At 71.6% G+C, this 25,197-nt stretch carries 20 protein-coding genes; 10 read left to right on the top strand and 10 right to left on the bottom strand.

Features of this window, described 5'->3' with window-relative positions; all coding sequences use genetic code 11:
- Positions 1 to 21: 21 nt before the first annotated feature.
- From ABZ714_RS21520 to ABZ714_RS21535, 4 genes are read left to right on the top strand one after another with little or no spacing between them, the layout of a single operon-like run.
- Positions 22 to 651, top strand: coding sequence for a hypothetical protein (locus ABZ714_RS21520; protein ID WP_358826887.1), 630 nt, complete (start codon positions 22 to 24; stop codon positions 649 to 651).
- Entirely contained in the window at positions 651 to 2,324 is a 1,674-nt protein-coding gene (locus tag ABZ714_RS21525; protein ID WP_358826888.1) for a putative T7SS-secreted protein, read from the top strand. The genes ABZ714_RS21520 and ABZ714_RS21525 overlap by 1 nt, the downstream gene beginning before the upstream one ends.
- Positions 2,325 to 2,343: 19 nt before the next feature.
- Entirely contained in the window at positions 2,344 to 2,649 is a 306-nt protein-coding gene (locus ABZ714_RS21530) for a YrhB domain-containing protein (RefSeq protein ID WP_358826889.1), read from the top strand.
- On the top strand, positions 2,646 to 3,908 hold the full coding sequence (locus tag ABZ714_RS21535; protein WP_358826890.1) for a YrhB domain-containing protein: 1,263 nt from the start codon (positions 2,646 to 2,648) through the stop codon (positions 3,906 to 3,908). The genes ABZ714_RS21530 and ABZ714_RS21535 overlap by 4 nt, the downstream gene beginning before the upstream one ends.
- On the opposite strand, the gene ABZ714_RS21540 is transcribed toward ABZ714_RS21535, so the two are convergent.
- The 3 genes from ABZ714_RS21540 to ABZ714_RS21550 form a co-directional block, all read right to left on the bottom strand.
- On the bottom strand, positions 3,899 to 4,294 hold the full coding sequence (locus ABZ714_RS21540) for a VOC family protein (RefSeq protein WP_358826891.1): 396 nt from the start codon (positions 4,292 to 4,294) through the stop codon (positions 3,899 to 3,901). The two genes, ABZ714_RS21535 and ABZ714_RS21540, sit on opposite strands and share 10 nt — an antisense overlap.
- A 65-nt stretch (positions 4,295 to 4,359) precedes the next feature.
- On the bottom strand, positions 4,360 to 4,851 hold the full coding sequence (locus ABZ714_RS21545; RefSeq protein ID WP_358826909.1) for a hypothetical protein: 492 nt from the start codon (positions 4,849 to 4,851) through the stop codon (positions 4,360 to 4,362).
- A gap of 167 nt (positions 4,852 to 5,018) precedes the next feature.
- Positions 5,019 to 5,240, bottom strand: coding sequence for an MbtH family protein (locus ABZ714_RS21550; protein ID WP_358826892.1), 222 nt, complete (start codon positions 5,238 to 5,240; stop codon positions 5,019 to 5,021).
- Between the two features lie 963 nt (positions 5,241 to 6,203).
- Here ABZ714_RS21550 and ABZ714_RS21555 point away from each other — a divergent pair.
- The 5 genes from ABZ714_RS21555 to ABZ714_RS21575 all read left to right on the top strand — a co-directional run bounded on the left by ABZ714_RS21555 (position 6,204) and on the right by ABZ714_RS21575 (position 14,587).
- A complete protein-coding gene (locus ABZ714_RS21555; protein WP_358826893.1) occupies positions 6,204 to 6,890 on the top strand; it encodes a PIG-L family deacetylase in 687 nt (228 codons plus the stop codon).
- Positions 6,891 to 7,185: 295 nt separating this feature from the next.
- Positions 7,186 to 8,496 carry a nucleotide sugar dehydrogenase gene (locus tag ABZ714_RS21560; RefSeq protein WP_358826894.1) on the top strand — a complete coding sequence of 437 codons (1,311 nt, stop codon included), beginning with the start codon at positions 7,186 to 7,188 and terminating at the stop codon, positions 8,494 to 8,496.
- Positions 8,497 to 8,542: 46 nt separating this feature from the next.
- Entirely contained in the window at positions 8,543 to 9,499 is a 957-nt protein-coding gene (locus tag ABZ714_RS21565) for an NAD-dependent epimerase/dehydratase family protein (RefSeq protein ID WP_358826895.1), read from the top strand.
- A gap of 242 nt (positions 9,500 to 9,741) precedes the next feature.
- The gene (locus tag ABZ714_RS21570) at positions 9,742 to 12,648 is read left to right on the top strand and encodes an AAA family ATPase (protein ID WP_358826896.1); all 2,907 of its coding nucleotides are present in this window, start codon (positions 9,742 to 9,744) and stop codon (positions 12,646 to 12,648) included.
- Positions 12,649 to 12,988: 340 nt separating this feature from the next.
- Positions 12,989 to 14,587: a D-alanine--poly(phosphoribitol) ligase gene (locus tag ABZ714_RS21575; protein WP_358826897.1), complete on the top strand. Its 1,599-nt coding sequence runs from the start codon at positions 12,989 to 12,991 to the stop codon at positions 14,585 to 14,587.
- Between the two features lie 117 nt (positions 14,588 to 14,704).
- Here the strand turns inward: ABZ714_RS21575 and ABZ714_RS21580 are convergent, their stop codons facing one another.
- The 4 genes from ABZ714_RS21580 to ABZ714_RS21595 all read right to left on the bottom strand — a co-directional run bounded on the left by ABZ714_RS21580 (position 14,705) and on the right by ABZ714_RS21595 (position 19,682).
- Positions 14,705 to 15,610 (bottom strand): ACP S-malonyltransferase, encoded by a 906-nt coding sequence (locus ABZ714_RS21580; RefSeq protein WP_358826910.1) that lies wholly within the window; start codon positions 15,608 to 15,610, stop codon positions 14,705 to 14,707.
- Positions 15,611 to 15,795: 185 nt separating this feature from the next.
- Positions 15,796 to 17,082, bottom strand: a complete 1,287-nt coding sequence (locus tag ABZ714_RS21585) for an aminotransferase class I/II-fold pyridoxal phosphate-dependent enzyme (RefSeq protein WP_358826898.1) — start codon at positions 17,080 to 17,082, stop codon at positions 15,796 to 15,798.
- A gap of 86 nt (positions 17,083 to 17,168) precedes the next feature.
- A complete protein-coding gene (locus ABZ714_RS21590; protein WP_358826899.1) occupies positions 17,169 to 18,533 on the bottom strand; it encodes a lysine 2,3-aminomutase in 1,365 nt (454 codons plus the stop codon).
- Positions 18,534 to 18,728: 195 nt separating this feature from the next.
- Positions 18,729 to 19,682 carry a proline iminopeptidase-family hydrolase gene (locus ABZ714_RS21595; RefSeq protein ID WP_358826900.1) on the bottom strand — a complete coding sequence of 318 codons (954 nt, stop codon included), beginning with the start codon at positions 19,680 to 19,682 and terminating at the stop codon, positions 18,729 to 18,731.
- A gap of 529 nt (positions 19,683 to 20,211) precedes the next feature.
- On the opposite strand from ABZ714_RS21595, the gene ABZ714_RS21600 reads away from it, so the two are divergent.
- Positions 20,212 to 21,471, top strand: a complete 1,260-nt coding sequence (locus ABZ714_RS21600) for a nucleotide disphospho-sugar-binding domain-containing protein (protein WP_358826901.1) — start codon at positions 20,212 to 20,214, stop codon at positions 21,469 to 21,471.
- A gap of 136 nt (positions 21,472 to 21,607) precedes the next feature.
- On the opposite strand, the gene ABZ714_RS21605 is transcribed toward ABZ714_RS21600, so the two are convergent.
- From ABZ714_RS21605 to ABZ714_RS21615, 3 genes are all read right to left on the bottom strand, one after another.
- Positions 21,608 to 22,816 carry a methyltransferase domain-containing protein gene (locus tag ABZ714_RS21605; RefSeq protein ID WP_358826902.1) on the bottom strand — a complete coding sequence of 403 codons (1,209 nt, stop codon included), beginning with the start codon at positions 22,814 to 22,816 and terminating at the stop codon, positions 21,608 to 21,610.
- 313 nt (positions 22,817 to 23,129) lie between these two features.
- Entirely contained in the window at positions 23,130 to 24,104 is a 975-nt protein-coding gene (rfbB, locus tag ABZ714_RS21610) for a dTDP-glucose 4,6-dehydratase (RefSeq protein ID WP_358826903.1), read from the bottom strand.
- The gene (locus tag ABZ714_RS21615; RefSeq protein ID WP_358826911.1) at positions 24,101 to 25,168 is read right to left on the bottom strand and encodes a glucose-1-phosphate thymidylyltransferase; all 1,068 of its coding nucleotides are present in this window, start codon (positions 25,166 to 25,168) and stop codon (positions 24,101 to 24,103) included. Before ABZ714_RS21615 ends, rfbB begins: the two co-directional genes overlap by 4 nt.
- Positions 25,169 to 25,197 lie beyond the last annotated feature (29 nt).

Here is a 25,197-nt window from a genome sequence, read left to right on the forward strand (position 1 = left end):
CGAATCGACGGGGGGAGGAACATGAACGACGGAGCGGGTGACCTCGCCGCGTCCGAGGCGGCCATCGCACGGATCACGACCGGGATCAACAAGGCGCTGGCCGAGCTGAGGGAACTCGGCATGGTGGGCTCCGCCAGTGCGGGGCGGGGCTTCTCGGATATCGCACTCTCCGGGGTCGAGACCGGGCACGACGGGCTGACATCGGCCTTCACCACCTTCTGCGAGCGGTGGGAGTGGGGTGTCCGAGGCCTGATCCGTGAAGCCAATGAGTTCGCCGAGGACGTCGGCCTGGCGGCGGGGGCCCAGTTCGAGGCCGAACGATATGTGCACGGCAGCTTCAAAGTGCTGGTCAATGCGGGGATCGGCAATCCCTACGCGTCGGAGGACGAGATCATCGCGAAGGACTGGGGGGAGGTACTCGCCGAGAACCCGTACAACCATGTCCGCGACGCCGACTACAGCGACGAGTCCTCCGCCCGGGCGGACCGGGCGGTGGAGGAGATCTGGCGGGAGACCGTCCGCGAGGTCGCCGATTCCCCCGTACTGCCGGTGCCACGGCTCGCCGACGCGGTCGGACTCGGCGGCGAACTGGACGATCTGGTGGACCGGGCCGACCCGCCGTCCGCGCCCGAGCGGGCGGGTGAGCCCTGATGGTCGACCTCGGGGACCTCGCGAATAGGGGCCTGGGGAAGCTGGAGGACGGCTTCGACGCGGGAAAGAAGGCGCTCGGCGAGGGCGTCGACTGGACGACGGACCGTCTCGGCGACGGCCTGGACTACGTCGGCGCGGAGGGCGTCGCGGACGATGTCGAGGACTGGGGCGACAGCGTCGCATCCGAACTCGGCGCGTCCGTCCGCGAGCAGTCCCTCGACGAGACCGACCAGGCCGACGAACTGATCCACGGCTCCCCCGGCACCATCAGAGCATCGGCCGGTCATCTCGACGATTTCCAGGCAGCCTTCGACAATGTGGGCGGCGGCATGAAAGCCCTCGGTTCACAGGGGTGGAGGGGTGAGGCGGCCGACGCCTTCCGGGGGAAGTTCGAGATGCATCCGGCCGAGTGGCTGAAGGCCGCCGACTCCTTCGGCGCCGCGTCCCGGGCCCTGCGGCGGTACGCGGACAGCGTGACCTGGGCACAGGGGCAGGCCCGGCAGGCGGCCGAGCTGTACAAGGCGGGCCGCCGACGCTCCCGGGAGGCCGCGCGGGCGCACAACGCGAACATCGACGCCTATCGCGCCCGTATGGCCACGGGTGGCGACCCCGGCCCACCGCCACCGCCGTTCTCCGACCCCGGCTCGGCGGAGCGGCGACATGCCCGGGAACTGCTCGCGGAGGTACGGCGCCAGCGCGACACGGTCGCTGCGGAAGCCGCTGACGCCGTCAGGGCGGCGACACGGTACGCCCCCGCCGAGCCTCCGCCGCTGGACCGCGCCCTGGCGAATCTGAACGATCTCCACACGGCCGTGAACATCGAGGCGGCCCATGTGGGCGGCGGCATCGTCAAGGGCACCGCCGACATGCTCAACTTCGCTCGGGGCCTCAACCCACTGGACATCTACAACATCACGCACCCCGCCGAGTACCGGGAGAACCTCAACCTGACCGCGGCGGGCATCATCTCCACGGTGGCCCACCCGGAACGCATCCCGGGCGCACTGCTCGCCCCCTTCAAAGACGACTTCAGCGAAGGCGCCGGACGGCTCGTCCCGGAAATGCTCGGCGGCAAGGGCCTGGGCGCGGGCCGCAAGGGAGCCCGGCTCGGCGACGAGGACCCCGACTCCGCTCCGGACGCCGAGAAGGAACAGGAGAAGAAGTCCACCAATCCGGACGGCTGGTGGGAGTATCTCGCCCGGCGCACGGAAACCGTGAGCGAGCCCGCCATCCACGCGGACTCCGTTTCGCCGGAGAACGCGCGGAAGTTCCTGGAGGACCGGTATCCGTGGCTGAAGGACGTCAACAACACGGACCAGCCGGGGTACACGCAGAACTGCACCTTCAACGTGGTCACCGTGGATCGGCGGCTCGACGGGATCGACGTGAGCGCCGCCCCCCGAGCGGAGGCGGGTCCCATTCCCTTCAAGGAACTGGGCGTCACCAAAGACGCGTTCAAGGATGTCCAGAGCTACGACGACATCATCCGTGACCTCAATCAACGCGGCGATGGTTCACGCAGTGTCGTATGCATCGTTCGGCCCGACGGCTCCGGCCACGTCTTCAACGCGGTCAAGACACCGGATGGAGTAGCGTTCTTGGACGGCCAGACCGGAACCCTCGCCACGCTGGAACGAAACACGACCCGGATATCACATGTCCCATACCGATGAAAGCGATGGAAACCGGCACATGCTGAGCAAGGAAGAGGCACTCGCAAAGGCCGCAGCCCATCTGGAGCGGGCCTACGCCGATGACGAGTGGACCATTGTCGTGCTCCCCGAGCGCTCGTACCGGTACTGCGCAGGCTGGATCGTGTGCTGGGATACACAGGAGAGCATCGACGCGGGCGTCCCGGTCGGCCCGATCAACACGGTGCTCATCGTGCCGGACGACGGTTCCGGACCACACGGGAGACCGTCCTACGCCACGTCCGAGCAGTTCCAGGAGTTCCGCGAGACGGGCGTCTGGCCGGCCGCGTTGAGGATGCCGAGGTGACCCCCGTCGAAGCCGCCCACCACTGGCTCCGGCAGACGTACGGCGGGCTGGTCGAGCTCGCCGTCCCGCAGCCCGTCGCGCAGGACGAGGCCACCTGGTTGTTCGGCTGCCGGACGGTCCCGTTTCCCGGGCGGGAGCAGACGCCGATGCTGGCCGCGTCCCTCGTCGTGCCCAAGGACGGCGGGGTGCCGTTTCATCCGGCGGGGGACGATCCGTTCGGGGACGCGGCCGCCTATCCCCGTACGCCGCCGGAGCTGCGGGCACCGCAGGCGCGGGCGAGGCGGTTGAACGCGCGGGGGTGTGTGCTCGCGACGGCCGCGCGGTTCGAGGGGGCCGAGGCTTCGCCGTTGCCGTGGCAGCCCGCGCACGAGGCTCCGGGGTGGTGGGAGGGGCTGTTGCGGCAGTCGTTTCCGGCTGCCGAGCAGTTGCGGCTGAGGAGTTGGGACGAGGTGGTGCGGGCCGTTCGTGAGGCGGGGCCGGGAAGCCGGGGTGTGGTGTGGGTGCGGCGGGCGGTCGGTGGGGTCGAGGCCAGTGGGCATCTGCTGAACGCTCTCAACGACAACGGTGAGGTCGTCTTCCTCGACGGGATGACCGGCGGGCTGGGGCGGCTGGACACGGCGGGGGTGACCGAACTGGTGCTCGCGAGGGCGCGGGCCGGAGCGACCGTGACCGCCGACGACCTTCCGGGTGCGCGCCGCAAGGCGGAGGAGTGGCTGCGCCGGGTGTACCGGGAGCCGGTGGAACTGGTGGCGCCGGACGAAGGGGACCGGACCGCGCGCGGCTGGCTGTTCGCCGTGGAGACGGTGGCCCGGTCGCGGGGCGGGGACTGGCGGGATGCGATGGTCGACGCGGCCGTCGTCGTACCGAAGGGCGCTCAGCAGCCGTTTCTGCTGCCGAACGACGACCCGTGGGGCTACTTCGCCGCCTGGGACCGGGGGGACCCCGTGGGGCCGACGCCCGAGCCCGGTCCGGCGGCGTGGTTCGCGCCGACGCTCCGTCAGCTCGGCGCGGTGCTGTCCGTCTCGGAGCACCGGGACATCGGCGAGGCGTTGGCCGGGCTGTGCGCGCTGCCGCCCGGGGCGCGGGCCCTGGTCTGGGTGAGCCGGCTGGACGGGCGGGGTCGCTCGTCGACCGGGCTGCTGTTGACGGGGGTCCGCACATCGGACGGCGGCGCGGCGCTGCTCGACGGTTCGGCCCGGGCCCTGACCGATCTCCGGGGGCTGCGGGAGCACACGGTCCGGGTGGTCCGCTACCGGTAGGCCGGTTGCGGGGAGACCGCGAGGGAGAAGGAGTGGCCCGCCGGGTCCGAGTAGAGGCGGACCTCGCGCGGGCCGCCGCGGTTCTCCGTGTCGACGGGGCGGGCGCCGAGGCCGATGAGTTCGCGTTCCGCCTCGTCGAGGTCGCCGCGGTCGACCAGGATCCGCAGATGGGACTGGAGGGAGTCCTCGGGCCTGGGCCAGCTCGGCGGGGCGTGGCCGAGGTCCCTGCGGATGGCCAGATGGACTCCCCGGTGGCCGATGATCTCCACGAAGTCGGGGTCGTCGCCCCGGTGGATCTCGGCGTCGAGAAGCGCGGCGTAGAACTCCGCCAGCTCCAGGGGTTCCGCACAATCCAGTACGAGCACACTCGTCTTCGTCACTGCCATGGGCCGCGTCTACCCGGGGACGCGGTGGGCATGCCTGTCCGGGCGGGACGAGTGCCGGTACGGCGTCACGCCGGGTCCGGGCGGCCCTCGCCCGCCATGAAGCGCCAGACCAGGCCGTGGCCGAGGAGGACCAGCAGGGAGAGCAGGATCGCCTCGGCCTGGATCGGGCGGAGCGAGATCCTGCCGGCGAGGGACGGGACGGTGCCCACGACGGCGACCAGGGCGTAGATCAGGGCCGCCGCCAACTGGGGCAGGGCGAGATGGGCGAAGGCCCGGTCGCGGGCGGTCAGGGCCAGCAGTCGCAGTGTCGACGCGCAGCCGACCACCGCGATCACCACAAAGCTGACGCGCCAGATGCCGGGGGTCTTGACTCCGCCGACCTGGGCGAAGAGTCCCATCACGGCGGGGAGCAGAAACGACAGGTAGATACCGCCGACGACTCGGCGGACGGGGGGTACGCGGAGCCATTCGGCATGCCCCTGGACCACGTTCCACCAGAGGCCGACCAGGGTGAAGCACGTCGCGGAGAAGAGCGCGTAAAACGTACTGACGTCCACCGGGCGGTCCTCGCGGGGTCGGGGGCCGGGGGTGCCGTCGTCCTTCGCCCGGTCCTTGGGTGCCGAGCGTCCCACGCCGGGGCCCCGGGAACGCGGGAGCGACACCCGCCCCAGGAGGGGGACGCCCGGGTGCCGCGACCGTGGTCGCCGCGGCACCCGGGCGGGTGTTACGGGGCCGAGCCCTCCATCGCCTCGCGGAGGCTGCGGGGGCGCATATCAGTCCAGTTCTCCTCCACGTAGTCGAGGCAGCTCTGGCGGGATTCCTCCCCGAAGACGGTTCGCCAGCCGTCGGGGACGGGGGCGAACGCGGGCCACAGGGAGTGCTGGTCCTCGTCGTTGACCAGGACGAGAAAGCGGCCGTCCTCGTCGTCGAACGGATTGGCGCTCATACGCGGATTCCCTTCTGCGCGGACCGGGACCGGACCGGGACCGGACTGGGCGCCGACGGCTCCCGCGCCGGGCGCCCGGCCGACGCGGGAGCCGTCGGCGATGGGGCAGCCTTACCCCGGCATGATCGCCGAGTCCGGGGCGCCCGGGCAAGATGCCGTACCCCGCGGGGACCGTGGAGCCCGGGTTTTCGCGGCGGCGCCCCGAATTCACCTCCGACGGTCGGCGTATGCGTTCCGGAATTATTTCGGAGCCTCGATCTTCTTTACCGCATACATAACACCCGGGGAATACGGATATCGCGGGTTTCGAACTGTCGCTTCATCGAGTTCGATCGAACTCCCACTCCGGCAATTGACCGCCAACCCGACATCTCGCCACGCCCTCGACAGCTCCCGCGACAGGGATTCACACGACAGTCGACAACCCGACCAGGGAAGATTTCACACTTTCTTCACATCAAAATCACTCAATCACCACCTCTGGGGTGACGATTTGGCAAAGGCTCCAGGGCTGTACGGCCCCCCACGGGTCGGGCGCACCGCGCGGCGGAGGCGACCGGCACGGACCATCATGTCCGATCCGGACCGTTTAGGGCCTATAGTGGCCAGCCTGACGTATAGGCCCTATAGTGGCCGCGGTGGGGCCATCGGCCGCCGCCGCGCCTCGCCGCACCGCCTCCGGGCCACCGTTCACGCCGGAGCGGGCCCGAATGATCCGGTGCGATAGGGGCGGACGGCGGCAAACGCTGGAGCCACCGAATAGGGGTTGACGCAGATGGGGGCAACTGGCAAATTCGGCAGCCAAGCGGTGGGAAGATCAACGCACGAGCCCGCGTTCTTCCCTCCGCTTTTTGCAATTCTCCGCACCGTGACGGCGAGACCGGTATTCGCGGGATTCCCCCGGATGGCGGTGGAACTGGCTCCGCGGGCCACGCGGTCCACTCCGAGGGAAGGGCAAGAACGTTGCACCGGACGATACGCAGACTCATGGTGGCGGTCGCCCACGGCGACGACGAGACCCTGGGGGCGGGCGGCACCCTGGCCCGCCTCGCCGACGAGGGTGTCCGGATCGGGCTGTGCGTACTAACCGACGACGACGGTTCGCGGTCGGCCCCCGGTTCCGGCCACGGCGTCACCTCCCGCCGGGCCGCCGTCGAGCAGGCCGCGAAGATCCTCGGGATCGAGCAGGTCTCCGTCCACTCCTTCGGCGACAACCGGCTCGACACGGTGAGCCAGCTGGAGCTGAACCGGGTCTTCGAGCGGGAGTTCCGGGAGTTCGGCCCCGATACGGTCCTCACCACCAGTCTCAGCGACCTCAACTACGACCACCGGCTGGTCAGCCGGTGCGTCCGGGTGGCCGCGAGACCCGGCAAGGGGACCGTGCGCGAGATCCGGTGTTTCGAGGTCAGATCCGCCACCGACGTCGGTGAGGCGTCCGGGCTGCCCGTCTTCTCACCCCAGATCTGGCAGCCGCTGGAGCCGGCCCATCTGGAGCGGAAGCTGGAGGCGCTGCGCGCCTACGGCGACGAGGTCCAGGAGTGGCCCTCCCCGCGGAGCGAGCGGGGCACCCGCGCCCTGGCCGAATACCGGGGTTCCCAGGTGTCGGTACCGCTGGCCGAGGCGTTCGAGCTGGTCCGGGCGATCCTCTAGGCCGTGTGGGATCCCCACCGCCACCGGCGCCACATCCGGTGTGCCGTAGGGGCGGATAAGGGTAGGAAGCGCGCGCGTCGGCTGCGTAGCATCCCAAAGGGAATTCCGGGGAACACATGAGCGACACCACGAGTCATGTGCCCGCCCGGACATTCGCCGGGAATCCGGGGTGCCATCCGCCCCGTTCCGCGATGCGCGACCGGGCTGCGGATTCCCTCCGTATCGCCGATCGCCATATCACCTTTCCTTCCGCTCAGGACACTCCTCCGGCCCATACAGCGAATTCGGGTGGAATATGCTGAACACTTCTACCACCGAAAGACCTCCCGCCCTGCCGACGGCGCTGACCTCGGTCGCGGTCGTCGGGATGGGTTATGTCGGCCTGCCGACCGCGCTGGGCCTTTTAGAGGGCGGTGTGCGGGTCCTCGGCATCGACCACAGCCCCGAGCGGCTGCGGGCGATCGAGGCGCGCGATGTCGATCTGATCGAGGCGGACCACCGGCGTCTGGAGAAGGCGCTGTACCTGGACGGCTTCGAACTCACCGGTGATCCGGCCCGGTTGGCCGAGGCGGACGCGGTCATGGTGTGCGTACCGACCCCGGTGGACCGCTATCTGCTGCCCGACCTGGGGCCGCTGCGGTCGGCGTGCGAGGCGCTGGTACGGCACGCCCGGCCGGGCCAGACCCTGATCCTGACGTCGACCAGCTTCGTCGGCACCACCCGGCGGATGCTGGTGGAGCCGCTGGCGGCGCGCGGGCTGACCGTCGGTGAGGACGTGCTGGTGGCGTCCAGTCCGGAGCGGATCGATCCGGGGAACTCCACCCACACCCAGCGGGAGACGCCCCGGGTGCTCGGCGGGGTCACCGAACGCTGCGCCGCTTCGGCGGCCCGGGTGATCGAACTGCTCACCCCGGCCGTGCACCGGGTGGCCTCCCCGGAGGTCGCGGAGATGACCAAGCTGTACGAGAACACCTTCCGGGCCGTGAACATCGCACTGGCCAACGAGTTCGCCGATATCTGCGCGGGTCTCGCCCTCGATCCGATCGAGGTCGTCGACGCCGCGCGGACCAAGCCGTACGGCTTCATGGCCTTCGATCCCGGCCCGGGGGTGGGGGGTCACTGCATCCCCTGCGATCCGCACTATCTGCTCTGGCAGCTGCGGGAGACCCGGACCGCCGCGCCGCTGGTGAACCAGGCCATGACCTCGATCGCGGAGCGGCCCCGGGGGGTGGTGGACCGGGCGCACGAGGTGCTCTCGGAGACCGGCCGGGGGCTGGGCGGGGCACGGGTCCTGGTCGTCGGGGTCGCCTACAAGCCGGGTGTCCTGGACGTCCGTTCGTCGTCGGCGCTGGACATCATCGAGGATCTGAACCGGCGCGGGGCCCTGGTGGCGTACCACGATCCGCTGATTCCGACGCTGGCCCTGCCCGGCGGCGCGATGCTGGAGTCGGTGGCGCGGCCGGACGGCGGGGAGTGGGATCTGGTGCTGGTGCACACGGTCCATCCCGGGCACGACTACGGCTGGATCGGCGACGGGACACTGGTGCTGGACGCCACCTACCGGTTCCGGCCGGCCGACGGCTCGAAGGCGGGGGCGACCCCGTGAGATTCCAGGACATCCACGGGGCACCCGCCCCGGAGAGGGGGCGGTCTTGCGCTGTCTGATCACCGGTGGCGCCGGTTTCATCGGCTCGCACCTGGCGGAGCATCTGCTCGGGCTGGGGCACGAGGTGGTGGTGCTGGACGATCTGAGTACGGGCCGCGAGGAGAATCTCGCCGGGCTGCCGGGCCGGGAGCGGCTGCGCCTGGTCCGGGGTTCCGTACTGGACGCCGACGCCGTCGAGGGGTGTATGGCCGGGGTGGACGCGATCTACCATCTGGCCGCCGCCGTCGGGGTGTTCACCATCATGGGCCGCACGCTGGAGAGCCTGCGGACCAATCTCGGCGGCACCGAGACGGTGCTGGAGGCGGCCCGGCGGCACGGGGTGCCGATCCTGGTGGCCTCGACGAGTGAGGTCTACGGGAAGAACACCGCGATCGGGCTGACGGAGGACGCCGACCGGATCGTCGGATCGCCGCTGCTGAACCGCTGGTCGTACGCCGAGGCGAAGGCGCTGGACGAGACGCTGGCCTATCTGTACGGCGTCGAGTACGGCGTCCGTACGGTGATCGTCCGGCTCTTCAACACGGTCGGGCCGCGGCAGAGCGGCCGGTACGGGATGGTGGTGCCGCGCTTCGTCCAGCAGGCGCTGGCCGGCGAGCCGATCACCGTCTTCGGCGACGGCCAGCAGGTGCGCTGCTTCTGCCATGTGCTGGACGTCGTACCGGCGTTGCCGGCGTTGTTGGCGGACGAGGGGGCACACGGCACCGTGTACAACCTCGGCAATCCCGAGCAGACCAGTATCGGCGAACTCGCCGAGCGGGTCCGGGCGGCGACGGGTTCACGGAGCCCGATCGTCAAGGTGCCGTACGAGGAGGCGTACGGGCCCGGTTTCGAGGATATGGAGCGTCGAGTACCCGACTGCACCAGGGCGTTCGAGCGGATCGGCTTCCGGCCGACCCGGTCGCTGGACACCATCCTGCGATCCGTGATCCAGGAATACCGGTAACGGCAGTGGCGGTTGGGGCGTACGCGGCGGCGGGGACTACGGACCCCCGCGGGCAAGGCGACACACCAACCGCCACTCAACCGGTCGAACTTTCACAGCATTTCGGAAAGTTCTTCACCGGGCATTAGGTTAATGACGGGTACAACTGTGACAAAGGCTCTGATATGGTACCAGTGCGGTAACTAACGGAAACGAGGGGTGATACGCGGATCATCCCTCGATCAGTACGGGGGCATAGACGTATGGCATCCGTTCGAAGTACCCAACTTCACATAGCGCCGGACGGCGCGAAGAAATATTTGTGGAAACAATTTCAGCAGAGTTCCGCCGGGGCCGGTCGATTGATCATGGTCAGCGGCGGTATCGCCAGTGGTAAGACGGTTCTCCAGGAGGAGTTGCTGGACGAGGCGGCCGGAGCGGGGGCGCTGACCCTCAGCGCGACCGGCGCGCGCGACGAGCAGCACATCGGGGCGGCCGTCATCGATCAGCTGCTGACGAACTCGTCCCTACCCATCGACATCCCGTCCACCTTCGCCTGGCCGGGCAGCGGCGCCGCCGTCCCCGACGGGCCCGACGAGTACGCGGGGGCCCGGCTCGTCCGGGACGTCTGCGACACCCTGCTGGGCCTCGCCAGGACCCAGCCCATCGTGATCGGCGTCGACGATCTGCACTTCGCCGACGAGACGTCGCTCAAGCTGCTCTCGCAGCTCCAGCGCCGGATCCGGCGCACCCGGCTGATGATCGTCCTGACCCAGCCCGACTGGCAGCACTCGCCGACCCGGCTCAGCAGCTACTTCGCCCGGCAGCCCCGGTTCCAGGCGGTACGGCTCGCGCCGCTGCCGCCGCGTTCCATCGCCCGGCTCCTCCAGGAGGCGCCGGAAGGGACGGCGGACCCGGCGGCGGACGAGGCGGCGAGCCGGATCCACGCCCTGAGCGCCGGCAATCCGCTCCTGGTCCACGCCCTCGCCGAGGACTACCGGGAGAGCGGCGAGCGCCGCCAGGTGGCGGCGGGAGCGGCGTACAGCACGGCCGTGCACTCCCTGCTGGAGCGGCCCGACAGCCAACTGCTGGACGTCGCGTCGGCGGTGGCCGTTCTGGGCCGCCACTGCAGCGACGGCCAGCTGATCGCCAAGCTGACCGGGATCGACCCGGATACGGTGACCGCCCTGCTGGAGGCCCTCCAGCAGGCGGGACTGCTGGCGGACGGCGCGTTCCGGCATCCGGCGGCGGGCACGGCCGTCCTCAATGTGCTGACCCCTTCCGACCGGACCCGGCTGCACGCCGACGCGGCGGAGCTGAAGTACCGGGCGGCGGCCACGGCGACCGATGTGGCAACTCATCTGATCACCGCGGCGGACGCCTCGGCGACCTGGTCCGTACCGCTGCTGCGCACGGCGGCGGAGCAGGCGATGACCGCCGACGACGTGCAGTTCGCCACCCAGTGCCTGGAGCTGGCGCTCCAGGTGACGGAGGACGAGCAGGAGCGCCGGTCGCTGCGCCAGTCCATCGCCCGGAGCCTGTTCCGGGTGAACCCGTCGGCGGTGAACCCGTACGCGGCACCGCTGCGGGAGGCCGTACTCGACGGGGTCTCCGACCACGCCGACTGCTTCGCCGTGATGCGGCACGCCCTGTGGCAGGGGGACCGGCAGACCTTCGTCCGCGCGCGGACGGCGCTGCTGGCCACCGGTGAGCCGGTGGATCCGCAGACCATGGTCGAACTCGACCTGGCCTACCGCTGGCACTTCGGGCCCCGGCCCGAGGCACCCGGCGAACCCGGCGCGAAGAGCGCCGGGGAGCGGCCCGGGGCGGAGGCCGGGACACCGTCGGCGGCCCCGCAGCGGGCCACCCCCTGGAGTCATACGGCGGACACCCTGCTGCGGATGTGGCGGCAGCGGGGCGACGGGGCGACGATCGCCGGGGCGGAGCGGATCCTGCGCAACTGCCGGCTGGGCGATACGGCCCTGGAGGCGATCGCCATGGCCATCTCGGCGCTGGTCAGGGCCGGTCGGGTGGACAGTGCCGAACGCTGGTGCGTCACCCTCAGCCGGGAGGCGCACCAGCGTTCCGCGGTCACCTGGGAGGCGATGCTGGTCGCGCTGCGGGCCGATATCGTGCTCCGGCGCGGCGATGTGTCGTGCGCGGAGGACCGGGCCCGCGCCGCCCTCGACATGCTGGGCGACCAGAACTGGGGCACGTCGATCGTCCACCCCCTCTCCACCCTGCTGATGGCGAACATCGCCGCCGGGAATCTGGAGGAGGCGGCCAGGACGCTGAAGCGGCCGGTGCCCGCCGCCGCCCTCAACACCCTGGGCGGGCTCCAGTATCTGCGGGCGTGGGGCCACTTCCATCTGGCGACCAACCGGCCGCTGGCGGCGGTCAGCCTGTTCCAGCGGTGTCAGCAGATCACCCGCGACTGGGACCAGGAGGCGGCGCCTCTGGTGCCCTGGCGCAGTGATCTGGCGGAGGCCAACCTCCAGCTGGGGAATGTGGCGATGGCCCGCGATCTGGCCCGGCAGCAGGTGAAGCTGGCGGTCGACACCGATCCGTACGCCTGCGGTCTGGCGCTGCGGGTGCTGGCGATGGCGGCGGCGCCGCAGGAGTCGGCGGGTATCTCCAGCCGGGCGGCCACGTACTTCCGCGAGGCCGGTCACCAACTGGAGCTGGACCGGACGCTGAAGCTGCTGGAGCGGGCCAGGCCCGTGGTCCAGGGCGGTGCCGACCGGGCGGTGGCGGCCCGGCGCGAGGGCGACCGGCCGGTACGGGTGCCCTCGGTGCCCGAGCAGCGCCGGATGATGGTGCCCCGCGCCCCGGGCCGGGAGCTGGTGGTCAGAACGGCTTCGGTGGCCGGGAGAGCCGATGTCCCGGTCCGGGAGCCCGAGCGGGTCCGGGACCGGGAGGCCGAACGCGACCGTCCGGAGCCGGGCGAGAGCACCGTACTCAGTGAGGCGGAACTGCGCGTGGCCCATCTCGCCGCCCTGGGCCACACCAACCGGCAGATCAGCAGCGCCCTGTTCATCACCGTGAGCACGGTCGAGCAGCATCTGACCCGGGCCTACCGGAAACTCGGCATCAGCGGGCGCAGCGCGCTGGCGAACAAGCTGAGTCTGCGTGAGCCCGAACTCGCGGCGAAGAACGGGGGCGGGTTCTAGGCACGTCCCGTCGCGGCCGGTCCCGACGGAAGGGGCCGGGCGGTGGTACGTGGGCACGGCACGGCGGCGTCCCCCGGGTTCAGGGCCGGGGGGACGCCGTTGTCGCATCCGGGGCCGGGCGGTCCGGACGGGCGGTCCGGACGGCGGTCCGGACGGAACAGGCGCGAGTCGGCGCCGGGCGGTCCGGCCCGGCCCGGGAAGTCCGGCGGCCGGGTGGAAAAGAGGGGGTGGATTCGGCCCGGAAACGGGCCTCGTCAGGGGTTTTAGGGGCCGTCATAGGGGTAGGGCCGCCGCTAGGATTTCGGATGTTCCGCATTCGAGGTCACCCTGTGAGGCGAACATGAGTCGGGAAGTCTTCACCCTCGCCCAGAATCCGGTGGAAAGGCTCCATGAATTCCTTCTGGTCGGCGCCCGGCTGACGCCGGACAAACCGGCGGTCGTGGAATTCTCCGGAGCCGAGCCGGGCAGTATCAGCTATCGCCAGTTGGCGCGCCGGGCCGAGGAGTACGCGACGGTGCTCCGCGGTCTCGGACTGGATATCGGCGACCGCGTCGTCCTGGAGTCCGACACCTCCGCGTCCGCGATCGCGGCCCTGCTGGCGTGCTCGTCGCTGGGTCTGCCGTTCGTCCCGGTGACCCCGGAGACGCCCGCGAAACGGCTGCTCTCCGTGGTGGGCACCGTCTCCCCCGCCCTCTATCTCCAGGCCGACGGCGGCCGCCGCGAGGGCATACCGGAGTCCGTGGGCACCGGGCGGTTCGGCCCCGGCGGGCTGGTGATCGAGCGGGCGCCCCGGCCGGGCCCGGGGTTCCGCCGCGAGGTCGCCCCGGCCGACCCGGCGTACATGGTCTTCACCTCGGGCTCCACGGGCCGTCCCAAGGGTGTGGTGATGAGCCATCGGGCGATCCTCTCGTTCTACCGGGGGATGCTGTCGCAGGGCATCGTCGGGCCGGAGAGCCGGGTCGCGTCCACGGCGCCGTTCCAGTTCGACTTCTCCCTGCTGGACATCGGGCTCGCCCTGGGCAGCGGCGCGACCGTGGTCCCGGTGCCGCGGGCGCTGCTGCGCTGGCCGCGCCGGTTCGTCCGCTTTCTGCGGGACTCGGAGGCCACCCAGGTCAACGGCGCCCCCTCCATCTGGCGGGGCGCGCTCCGGCACGAGCGGGAGGAGCTGGCGGTCCTCGGCGACCGGATCGAGGGGGTGCTCTTCTCCGGCGAACCGTTCCCGCTGCCGGAGGTGCGGGCCCTTCAGGAGGCGCTGCCGCTGGCCCGGATCGTCAACTGCTTCGGGAGTACGGAGTCGGTGGCGGCGTCCTTCACGACCGTGCCGCGTCCCGTGCCCGAGGGGCTGACGAAGCTCTCCATCGGCCGGGCGCATCCGGGGGCGGAGATGATGCTGCTGGACGGGGCCGGCGTCCCGGTCACCGAGCCGGGTGTGACCGGCCATATCCATCTCCGCAGCGGTTCCCTGTTCACCGGCTACTGGGGCGATCCGGAGGCCACGGCGCGGGCGCTGGTCGCCGATCCGACGAATCCGCTGACGGGTCAGACGGTCTTCCGGACCGGCGATCTGGCGCACCGGGGCGCGGACGGCGAGCTGTACTTCGACGGGCGGGCCGACTCGCAGGTGAAGATCCGGGGCAACCGGGTCGAGCTGACGGAGGTGGAGCGCCGGGTCGCGGAGTTCGCCGGGGTGGCCGCGGCGAGTGCCGTACTGCTGCCGGTGGAGGGGGCCGATCCGGTCCTGGCGGTCTTCGTGGAGCTGTCGCCGGGGGCGGAGTTCGACGAGATGGAGCTGGGCGCGTTCTGTCTGGAGGAGCTGCCGGACTACATGGCGCCGCAGCGGATCCAGGTACTCGACGCGCTGCCGCTCAACCAGAACGGCAAAGTGGACCGCCCGGCGCTGGTGGAGCGGCTGTCCCGGGAGCTGAGCCCCTCGTCGTGAACGGGCCGGTGGCCGGAAGTACGACGGCGCCCGCCGTCCCCGCCCGTGAGGGGCGCGGGACGGCGGGCGCCGTCGTTCTCGGACCGTCAGCTGTCCTACGGCTCCGGGGCCGGGCGGTCAGGCTGCCGGGGCCGGGCGCGGGGGCCTGCGGAGGGCGGTCCTCGGGTCGACCGGGGTGACCCGGAAGGCCCGGGTGGTCACCGGCACCCGGCCGAAGAGGCTGTCGGGGCCGCAGACCCGGAGGTTGGTGACTCCCCGCGCGGCCAGGGCGGCGACCACATCGGGCCAGCGCACCGGCTGGACGAAGCCGTCCAGCAGCATCCGGCGGACGCCGTCGGCGGTGGTGCGTACGGTGCCGTCCTGGTCGGCGACGACCGGGGTGTGCGGGTCGGTGAAGCCGAGCCCGGGGAGGACCTCGGCCTCGACCCGGTCGCGCAGCGGCCCGAAGACCGAGCAGTGCATGGGCGGATCCATGGTGTACAGGGGCAGGCCCCCGGCGGCCCGGATCCGTTTGCCCAGCCACTCCAGCCGTTCGCGGCGGAGGGAGAGCATATGGAAGTCGGTGTCGATGTGGCAGGAGATCTCGTGCCACTCCCCCATGGCGTCCAGTTCGGCGCGGATCTCGGTGAGCGCGCCGGCCGGGGTGCGGGCGAAGGAGTGGGTGATGATCCCGGGCTGTTCGCGGCTGAAGTAGTCGGCCTCGTGGCGGGCGAGCGCGGCGGTGAGGCGTACGGCGTCGGCAAAGCTCAGGGCACCGGAGTGCACGGCCGCCGCCTTGCCGCCGAAGCTGGGGCCCGCGATGTGTCCGGGCGGGGTGTCGCCCCGCCCGTCCGACCAGCGGGCGAGCGCCGTACAGGTCGTCAGAAAGGCGACCTGGGCGGCTTCGGAGTAGTCGGCCGCGCCGTCGCGGTAGCCGCGGAACAGGTCGTAGCCGAGGACGTCGGACGCCTCGTCGACCAGGGCGGCGGCGATCGGGTTGACGATCAGGAACTTGCCGACGGCGGCGAAGTCCTGGGGGCCCATCCCGGGGAAGACCACGGCGGTACCGCCGGTCCCGGGTCTGCGCTCGGCCGCGACCACCGTCCCGGGGGCGGTTCCGGTTCCGGTTCCGTCGGCGGCCCCGGCGGCGGATCTGCGCTCGGCCGCGACCGCAGTGCCGGTCTCGGTTCTGGTCTCGGGATCTTCCGTCTCCATCGCGGTGGCTCCGTTCAGTGGCCGGTGAGGGCGGCCAGGCCCTGTCGCAGCCGGTCGAGTTCGGCGGCGACATGGGGCAGGCCCAGCGGATCGCCGGCTTCCCGGGCGGCCCGCTGCTCGGCCCGGGTCGCGCCGTACAGCATGCTGGTGGCGGCCCGGAAGCGCAGGGCCTTCGGGTCGTCGCCGAAGTGGGCTCCGGCGAGTACGGCGACGCCCCGTTCCTCCAGCAGATGGTGCTGGAGTCCTTCGCCGTCGGTGACGCCGAGCCGGGCCAGTTCGTCCCGGAGCGGCGCGAAGTCGGGGTAGACGTAGAACCCGCCGGTCGGCGGGCGGCAGACGGCCCCGGCTTCGGTGAAGATCCGGTGGACGGCGGCGGCGACGATTCCGTGCAGCCGGGCGTCGGCCCGGAGCCGGGCGGTCAGCTCGGGCGGTTCGCCGTACGCGTACTCGGCCACCGCCTGCATCGGTCCGGCCAGGGTCGACCAGCTCTCGCTCGCGACCGAGGCGACCTCGGCCCGCAGCCGCCGTCCGGCGTCGTCGGCGGGGAAGCGGGCCACGCCGATCCGCCAGCCGCCGAGCGCCAGGCTCTTGCTGAGCCCGGTGACGACGACGGTCCGGTGCGGGATCACCTCGGCCGGGCTGAGATAGGGCCGGTCGGGGTCGTGCAGCAGATCGCGGTAGATCTCGTCCGAGATCACCAGCAGGTCCTCGTCCTCGGCGATCGCGCACAGTTCGCGGACCAGTTCCGGCTCGGCGCAGGTGCCGGTCGGGTTGTCCGGGGAGGTGAGGACGAGGATGCCGGGCCGGTCGCCGTCGAGACGGGCCGACCGGATCCGGTCGCGCAGCAGGGCCGGGTCGGGCACCCCGCCCGCTTCGGCCGGGATGGGGACGGTGATCGCGCGTTTGCCCGCGAGCAGGACCTGGGGCCGGTAGGTGACCCAGCAGGGGTCGGCGAGGAGTACGTCGCCGGGGTGGACGAGTTGCAGGGCGAGCAGCAGGGCCTTGCTGCCGGGGGCGACGATGACCTGGTCGGGGTCGGTGGGCAGCCCCCGGCGGTCGAAGTAGCCGGCGACGGCGCTCCGTACGCCCGGGTCGCCGACGACGGGCCCGTAGGCGTTGCGGTCGGCCCCGGCGGTCAGCGCTTCGGCCAGGGGTGGGAAGACCGGCAGCCGGGACTCGCCGAAGCCGAGGTGGACGATGCGTTCACCGGCCGCGGCCCGCTCCGCGATCCGCTGGTCGAGGGCCAGATTGGGCGAGATACGGGCGGAGCGGCCGGTGGACGCCGCGGTACGGCCGGGCATGGCGGATTCCCCTTTCCGGTGGTCGGTCTATCGGGGTGCCGGGGTCGGCGGTCGGCAATCGGCGGTCGGCAGGCAGCGGTAGGCGGTCAGCCGTGGACGCCGGTGAAGGCCTGCCGGGTGGCGGCGCCGACGGCCGCGGCGATGTCGGGCGGGGTGGTTTCGTCGAGTTCGAGATGGTCGATCCAGGCGGCGGTCTCCGAGTAGTGGGCCCGGAAGGGCCGTCCGACCAGCCGGGGGTCCCGCGCCTGGAGCAGCCGGAGCTGGAAGAAGCGCCCCTGCGGGGTGTCCTCGACGCCGTCCACCACGATCTTTCCGGGGGTCGTGGACATCACCGGTCCCCGGACGGTCCTCGCCAGACCGGGCAACTGCTGGTAGGCGGTACGGAAGATCTCGTGGGCCCGGGCCAGCGGCACCTCGAAGTACTGCCGGGGGCCGGTGTCGCGCTCCACGAACATGTAGTACGGCACCGCTCCCGACGCCAGCTCGCCACGCCACAGCTCGGCCCAGACCCGGGCGGAGTCGTTCACATGGGCGATCAGCGGCGCCTGGCAGTAGATCACGGCGCCGGTGGCCCGGATCCTGGCCAGGGCCCGGCGGGCGATCGCGGTCTCCAGCTCCCGGGGATGGCTGTAGTGGGCCATCACGGCGACCGTCCGGCCGGTGGCGGTGATCTCCTCGAAGAGCCGGAGCAGATCGTCGGCGTCGGCGTCGGTGGTGAACCGCTGCGGCCAGTACGCCACGGACTTGGTGCCGATCCTGATGGTGCGGACGGTGTCCACGGCGAGCAGGGGCTCGATATGGCCGCGCAGCCGCTCCGTCGTCATGATCATCGGGTCGCCGCCGGTGAACAGGACGTCGCTGACGGCCGGATGGCGGGCGAGATGGCCGATCAGCTGCTCGGGCCCGGGGGCCGCGAAGCGGAGGTCGGCGTCGCCGATGAACTGCGCCCAGCGGAAGCAGTAGGTGCAGTACGCGTGGCAGGTCTGGCCCTGCTGCGGGAAGTAGAGCACGGTCTCGCGGTACTTGTGCTGGAGCCCGTCGAGTTCCTCGTCGGACACCTTGGGCACATTGAGCTGCTTCTGGCCGGACGGATGGGGGTTGAGGCCGGCCCGGATCCGGCGCACCTCGGCGGCGGTCTCCCGCCGCGAGCCGCGCCGCGCCAGTTCGGTGAGCAGCTCCACCTCATGGGCGGGGAGCATGCCCCGCTGCGGGAAGACCAGCTGGTAGATCGGATCCTCGGGGACCCGGTGCCAGTCGATCAGCTCGGAGAGGACGTACTCGTTCACCCGGAAGGGCAGTACCTGGGCGACGGCGCGGACGGACTCCAGTACGTCCGGCGGCAGACCGTAGCGCCCGGCGACCTCGTCGAGGTGGTGCGGGCCGAGCGCCCGGAACCTCGTACCCCCGTCCGTGGACGAGACCGCGGAATTCACAACCTTGAGCAAGGACATGCCAGCCACCATCCTCCGGTCCGGATTTCCGGCCCTGTGCGGCCCGGAGGGAATTCTCGGGAATTCGGGAAAGGACCACGGGCCGAATCGAGCCTGTCTCCGCCGTACCGCGGAGACAACCCCTAGCCTTTCGGCACGGGTATCCCTCCGGGTCTCTTCGGGTATCTCAGGGTCTCTCCCGGCACCTTCCCGGCTTTACCGGGGCGCCCGGTCAGGGCCCGTGCCGGATTCCAGCTCGTCCAGGAAATTCCGGAGCACCGAACGGCAGAGCTCCGGCTCCTCCAGATGCGGCATATGGCTGGATTCCTCGAAGATCTCCCACCGCACGTCGGGGATCAGGTCGGCGAACGGCCGTACGGTGACCTCGGTGGCCTCGTCGTACCGGCCGGAGATCACCAGCGTCGGTACGTCGATGTCCGGCAGGACGTCCTCGACCGACAGGTCCTTGAGGGTGCCCACCACATGGAACTCGTTGGGGCCGTTCATCGTGTGGTAGACCGTCGGATCGTTGGAGAGTTCCATCAGGGACGCCACGTACTCGGGCGGCCAGGGCTTGATCCGGCACACATGACGGTCGTTGAAGATCTGCACGGCCTGGGTGTAGGCGCGGGAGTCCGTGGTCCCGGCGGTCTCGTGGGCTCGCAGGATGGCGTCGACACCGGGTGGCAGGGCCGCCCGCAGTACCGCCATCTCCTGCCGCCACAGCCGGTACGACGCCGGGGAGTCGGCGATCACCAGGCCCCGGAGCCCGGCGGGGCGGCGAGCGGCGTGCGCGGCGGAGAGCACTCCGCCCCAGGAGTGCCCGAACAGGACGTAGTTGCCGTCGACCCCCACACCGGTCAGCAGATTGTCCAGCTCGGCGAGGAAGAGATCGACGGTCCAGAAGTCGGCGCCGGCGTCCGGCAGATGGCTGGACGCGCCGTTGCCGAGCTGGTCGTAGTGGACCACCGTCCGGCCGGGGCCGGCGAGGGCGGCGAGATTGGTGAGGTAGTCGTGGGTGCTGCCGGGGCCGCCGTGGACGACGACGAGGGCGGGGGCGGGGGCGGCTCCGCCTGAGGTTCCTGTGCCGCTGGTGCCTCCGGTGAGGCGGTACCAGGTGCGGTGGTCTCGGAACGGGACCCAGCCCTGGGCACGAGGTGCCACGGTCATTTCGGTCTCCGTCTCCGTCTCCGGGCTGTTCGGTGCGACGGCCGTGCGTGGCCGCGGATCTCTTCTTGTCTAGCCGCCGGAGTTTCCCGGGCGCAGCCCTTAAGGGGCCCCTGTTCTGCGGCGGGGCGTGCGGGGGACGTTTGCGGGCGGCATCCGTGGAGCGCCCGTCCATCGTCCGCCGACCGCAGGCCGTGTGTGGTCGTTCGCGCAGTTCCCCGCGCCCCTAACGGCTCTCCCGCGTACCGCCCCCTGAACGCGGCGGGCCGTGCCGCTGCCCGCGACGAACGGGGCCAGGGGATCCGGAGCGACGCGGCTGTCGTGTGGACCCCTATTCTCCCGGCGCGGGACACCGCGTCCGGGTGGGCGCCGTTATCGTGGGCGGACGGTGGCCCCGCGTACGGTTCGGGGGGCGCCGGTCCGAGGGCGGGGCGGGACCCCGGTACCCGCGGTCGAGCGCTCCCGGCGCTCCCGCGACCCCTCCCGTGCCCGCCCGTCACCGCTTCGCCCGAGGGGGAATCCCGTGCGCGTCATGCTGATGTCGTTTCCGACGCGAACCCATATCTACAGCCTCGCCCCGGTCGGCTGGGCGCTGCGGGCCGCCGGGCACGAGGTGCGCTATGTCGGCCAGCGGAATCCGTCGGAGGTCGATCCGTTCCTCCAGACCGGTCTGGAGTGCATGTGGGTCGGCGGGGACTTCGATATCGCCCGCCACCGGCAGGCGGGCGGCAGTGTCGAGCCCGGCGAGGATCCGTTCAAGCTGTCGGAGACCAGGTCGGAGCGGCTGACCGACGAGTATGTGAAGGCCGCGTACGACACCACGGCGGGCATGATCCGCTATCTCAACCCGGACCGGATGCTCAACGAGACGCTGCGGCTGGCCCGGGAGTGGCGGCCGGACCTGATCGTCTGGGATCCGCTGATCTACACCGCCCCGCTGGTGGCGAAGGTGGTCGGCGCCGCGCAGATGCGGATGCTGTACGCGGCCGACCAGAACGCCCGGGTCCATTTCGAGTACGAGAAGCTGAAGGCCCGCAGGCCCGACGAGGACTGGCCGGATCCGCTCCGGGAGTGGATGTCGGATTGGCTGGCCAAGCAGGGCCATGAGTTCGACGAGGAGCTGCGGTTCGGTTCGGCGTCGATCGATCCGGGCCCGGAGTGTGTGCAGTTCCCGCTGGACGTCAACTATCTGCGGGTGCGGTTCGTGCCGGTGAACCGGCCGCTGGCGATGGACCGCTGGGTCTACGAGCCGCCGGCCAGGCCCCGGGTGCTGCTGACCCTGGGGGTCTCCAACCGGCAGGTGCACGGCGAGGAGCAGGCGTCGGTCTCGGAGCTGCTGGAGGGGCTCGGCTCACTCGACGTGGAGGTGGTGGCCACCTTCAGCCGGGAGCAGTTGCCGCCGGGGACCCGGCTGCCGGAGAACGTGCGGGCCGAGGCGTTCGTCCCGATGAACGAGGTGCTGGCGAGCTGTTCGGCGATCGTGCACCAGGGCGGCGGGGCGACAATCGGGAACGCCGTGGTCAACGGGGTGCCGCAGCTACTGGTGCCGGGGACGATCTGGAGCGAGCGGGCGTCGGCGGTGGCGCAGGCCGAGCGGGGCTTCGGTCTCTATGTGGATCTCCCGGAGATCACCGCGGAGCGGATCGCCCGGGATGTGACCCGGCTGCTGGAGGAGGAGTCGTTCCGCCGGATCGCGGCGGAGGTACGGGACGAGATGCTGGCGGCCCCGACGCTGGCCGATGTGGTACCGCGGTTGGAAGCCGCCGCGGCGGCCGCGGCCGCCGCGCGCTGACCGCCGCCGGAGTACGGACCGGTCGGCCCGGGAGCTCCGGCCGGTGACCCCGGGCGGCGGGGCCACCGGCCGGATCGTCCGGAGCGCCGGGGCGGACGGTGCCGGGCGTGGTGTCCCGCCCGGCACCGCCCGCCCCTCAGGACCAGCGCTCCGGAAGTTCCAGCAGGACCCGGCGGCGTACGAGCCGTTCGACGTCCGGGTCGGTGCCGTCCCAGCCGGTGTCGGCGACGGCGTCGGCCGTACCGGCGGGCGGTGGGGTGAGCCGGCGCAGATAGGGCCAGTCCTCGGCGAACTCGCGGGCGAACTGTCCGGTGGGCCAGCGGGGTCCGTCCGGGCCGAGCAGCGGGTTCACCCGCAGCGGGACACCGGGGCGGGGCGCGGTGAGCCAGCCGGGTTCGGCGGGTGCGGCCGGCGGGCCGTGGACGAAGGCCAGGGCCGGGGTGGCGGAGAGCTTCTCGGACGGTACGGGCTCGGCGGGGGCGCCGTCGAGGGCGGCCCGGGTGAGGGCGGCGTCGTCGTATCCGGCGGTGGGGCCGAGCAGGGCCGTGTACTCCTCGACGGAGAGCGGGGTGCCGGGCGCGTAGTTGGGGGCGTCGGCGTTGTGGATATGGCCGAGGAGGACGCGTCCGTCGCGGGCGATGCGCCGCAGCTCCCGGAAGGCGTGGGCCTTGTCGGGGAAGTAGTGGAAGCTGTCGTGGGCGAAGCAGACGTCGGCGGAGCCGGTGGCGAAGGGGAAGGGCCCGGCGGCGTCGAAGCAGACCAGCCGGGCGCCGGGGGCGGTGAACCGCCGGGCCAGCCACAGATGGGAGAAGACCAGGTCGCAGCCGTGGGCGGGGCCTGATCGGGCGAGCCAGCCGCGGAGCAGATGACCGGCGCCGCAGCCGACTTCCAGCAGGGTTCCGCCGCGTGGGGCGTGCGCCTCCAGCAGGGCCTGGCCGCTCAGATAGGTCGGCAGGCACCAGCGGTGCAGGAAGTAGGTGCCGAGGCCGCCGTAGCCGAGCGCCGTCATGACCTCGGCGGCGGTGACCTCGCCCCGGACGACGGCGTCGACCGCGGCGCGGGACGCGGCCGGGTCGGCGGCGGGCACGGAGGAGTCCTTGCGGTCCGCGAGCAGCAGGGCGAGGGCGTGGACCGGATCACCGGCCCGGATCGCCTCGACGGCGGCGGTGCGCAGTCCGTGCCGGCCGAGCCGCAGATAGGGGATGCCGTCGAGGCAGGGCCAGAGGGTGTCTCCGTCGGTGAGCAGTCCGGGCCCGGCCGGGCGCAGCGGCGCGCCGTTGGCGGGGCTGCGCAGGCCGCTCAGGAACGCGTCGTCGAGTGTTTCGGGCGCGAGTGGGGAGTTCATATGCGGATCTCCTGGGGATGGGTGTCCCGGTACCGGTTCGGAGCGTCGTGGGCCGGGGCCGATGGCCGGTGCGGAGGTGTCCCGTACGGCCGCCCTGGCCGGACGGGTGCGCCGGGCGCGGTCGGCGCCGGACGGGCGGTGCGGGGCCGGGGCCGGGGGCCGTACGGGTGCCGGTGCGGAGGTGTCCCGTACGGGTACTCGGGCCGGGCGGGCTCCGTACGGTGTCCGGCGGGCAAGGGCACGGTCCCGGGCCCGGCGGGGCCGGTATCGGTCCCGGGCCGGGTGCGGGCCGGTAAGTGCGCGGTCCCGGGGCTCACACCAGCCGCTCCCACCACGCGCGGTTCTCCCGGTACCAGTCGACGACCTCGGCGAGTCCCCGGGCGAAGTCACGGCGGGGGCGGTAGCCCAGTTCGTCGCGGGCCCGGGTCCAGTCGACGGAGTAGCGGGCGTCGTGGCCCTTGCGGTCGGTGACGTACTCGACCCGGTTCCAGTCGGCGCCGCACGCCTCCAGCAGCAGCCCGGTCAGCTCCTTGTTGGTCAGCTCGGTGCCGCCGCCGATGTTGTAGACGCGCCCGGCCCTGCCGTGGTTGCGTACCCGCTCGATCGCGGCGCAGTGGTCGTCGACGTGGAGCCAGTCGCGGATGTTGTCACCGGTGCCGTACAGGGGGACGTTGCCGCCGTCGACGAGGGTGGTGACGAATCGCGGGATCAGCTTCTCGGGGTGCTGGCGCGGGCCGTAGTTGTTGGAGCAGCGGGTGACCCGGACGTCGAGGCCGTGGGTGCGGTGGTAGGCCAGGGCGAGCAGGTCGGAGCCCGCTTTGGAGGCGGAGTAGGGCGAGTTGGGGCTCAGCGGGTGGGTCTCCGGCCAGGAGCCGACGGGGATGGAGCCGTAGACCTCGTCGGTGGAGATATGGACGAAGCGGTCGACGCCGTGCCGCAGCGCCGCGTCGAGGAGGGTCTGGGTGCCCAGGACGTTGGTACGGACGAAGGCCCCGCCGTCGTCGATGGAGCGGTCGACATGGGATTCGGCGGCGAAGTGGACGATCTGGTCGACGCTCGCGACGAGTTCGCCGACGAGTCCGGTGTCGAGGATGTCGCCGTGGACGAAGGTCAGCCGGCGGTCGCCGAGGTCGAGGTTGTCGCGGCGGCCGGCGTAGGTCAGCAGGTCGAGGGCGACGACCTGCGGGCCGGTGCCGTCGCCCCGGGGTCCTTCGGGGCCGAGCAGGGCCCGGACGTAGGCGGAGCCGATGAATCCGGCGGCGCCGGTGACGAGGATCCGCTCGGTCATGAGCTGATCTCGAAGGTGGAGTGGTCGCCGAGGACCAGCCGGTGGGCGTTGGGCACCCGGGGCCTGGAGGCGCCGTGGACATGCCGTCCGATCAGGGACGCCTCGATCCGGCGGACGCCGGTGAGGGACGAGTCGCGGAGCATGATGGAGAACTCCAGTTCGCTGTCGAGGATGCGGCAGTTCTCCGCCACGGCGGTGTAGGGGCCGATGTACGAGTCGGTGACCTCGGTGCCCGCGCCGATGAGGGCGGGGCCGACGATCCGGGATCCGGTGACCTTGGCGCCCGGCTCGACCACGACCCGGCCGATGATCCGGGAGGCGTCGTCGACCTCGCCGTCGATCCTGGGCTCCACCCCTTCGAGGATGGTCCGGTTGACCTCCAGCATGTCGTCGACGTTGCCGGTGTCCTTCCAGTAGCCGTCGATGATCTCGGAGTGGACCCGGGCGTCGTCGTCGATGAGGTACTGGATGGCGTCGGTGATCTCCAATTCGCCCCGCCAGGACGGTTTCACGGCCCGTACGGCCTCGTGTACGGCGGACGAGAAGAGATAGACGCCGACCAGCGCCAGATCGCTCTTGGGGTGCTCCGGCTTCTCCTCCAGGGCGGCCACCGTGCCGTCGTCCCCGAGGACGGCGACCCCGAACTGGCGGGGGTCGGAGACCCGGGTGAGCAGGATCGTGGCGTCGGGCCGGTCCCGGCGGAAGTCCTCGACCAGACCGGTGATGCCGCCGACGATGAAGTTGTCGCCCAGATACATCACGAAGTCGTCGTCGCCGAGGAAGTCCCGGGAGATCAGTACGGCGTGGGCGAGGCCCAGCGGCTCCTCCTGGGCGATATAGCTGACGTTGAGGCCGAAGGCGGAGCCGTCGCCGACGGCCTCCTCGATCTCGGGCGCGGTGTGGCCGACGACGATCCCGACGTCGGTGACGCCTGCGGCGGCCAGCGATTCCAGCCCGTAGAAGAGGACGGGCTTGTTGGCCACGGGCACGAGCTGCTTGGCCGAGGTATGGGTGATCGGCCGCAGTCGCGTCCCCGATCCTCCGGACAGTACGAGGGCTTTCATGGCGTCCACCGATTCATCGGGAGAGGGCG

It is taken from the genome of Streptomyces sp. NPDC006798, from assembly GCF_040635975.1.
In the GTDB taxonomy this organism is placed as follows: domain Bacteria; phylum Actinomycetota; class Actinomycetes; order Streptomycetales; family Streptomycetaceae; genus Streptomyces.

Bases quoted from the DNA above. Each gene is read 5' to 3' on its own strand.
- ABZ714_RS21575 (WP_358826897.1), top strand. From the start codon at position 12,989: ATGAGTCGGGAAGTCTTCACCCTCGCCCAGAATCCGGTGGAAAGGCTC.
- rfbB (WP_358826903.1), bottom strand. From the start codon at position 24,104: ATGACCGAGCGGATCCTCGTCACCGGCGCCGCCGGATTCATCGGCTCC.
- ABZ714_RS21550 (WP_358826892.1), bottom strand. From the start codon at position 5,240: ATGAGCGCCAATCCGTTCGACGACGAGGACGGCCGCTTTCTCGTCCTG.
- ABZ714_RS21585 (WP_358826898.1), bottom strand. From the start codon at position 17,082: ATGCCCGGCCGTACCGCGGCGTCCACCGGCCGCTCCGCCCGTATCTCG.
- ABZ714_RS21560 (WP_358826894.1), top strand. From the start codon at position 7,186: ATGCTGAACACTTCTACCACCGAAAGACCTCCCGCCCTGCCGACGGCG.
- ABZ714_RS21580 (WP_358826910.1), bottom strand. From the start codon at position 15,610: ATGGGCCCCCAGGACTTCGCCGCCGTCGGCAAGTTCCTGATCGTCAAC.
- ABZ714_RS21540 (WP_358826891.1), bottom strand. From the start codon at position 4,294: ATGGCAGTGACGAAGACGAGTGTGCTCGTACTGGATTGTGCGGAACCC.
- ABZ714_RS21615 (WP_358826911.1), bottom strand. From the start codon at position 25,168: ATGAAAGCCCTCGTACTGTCCGGAGGATCGGGGACGCGACTGCGGCCG.
- ABZ714_RS21530 (WP_358826889.1), top strand. From the start codon at position 2,344: ATGCTGAGCAAGGAAGAGGCACTCGCAAAGGCCGCAGCCCATCTGGAG.
- ABZ714_RS21595 (WP_358826900.1), bottom strand. From the start codon at position 19,682: ATGACCGTGGCACCTCGTGCCCAGGGCTGGGTCCCGTTCCGAGACCAC.
- ABZ714_RS21570 (WP_358826896.1), top strand. From the start codon at position 9,742: ATGGCATCCGTTCGAAGTACCCAACTTCACATAGCGCCGGACGGCGCG.
- ABZ714_RS21605 (WP_358826902.1), bottom strand. From the start codon at position 22,816: ATGAACTCCCCACTCGCGCCCGAAACACTCGACGACGCGTTCCTGAGC.
- ABZ714_RS21520 (WP_358826887.1), top strand. From the start codon at position 22: ATGAACGACGGAGCGGGTGACCTCGCCGCGTCCGAGGCGGCCATCGCA.
- ABZ714_RS21600 (WP_358826901.1), top strand. From the start codon at position 20,212: ATGCTGATGTCGTTTCCGACGCGAACCCATATCTACAGCCTCGCCCCG.
- ABZ714_RS21525 (WP_358826888.1), top strand. From the start codon at position 651: ATGGTCGACCTCGGGGACCTCGCGAATAGGGGCCTGGGGAAGCTGGAG.
- ABZ714_RS21590 (WP_358826899.1), bottom strand. From the start codon at position 18,533: ATGTCCTTGCTCAAGGTTGTGAATTCCGCGGTCTCGTCCACGGACGGG.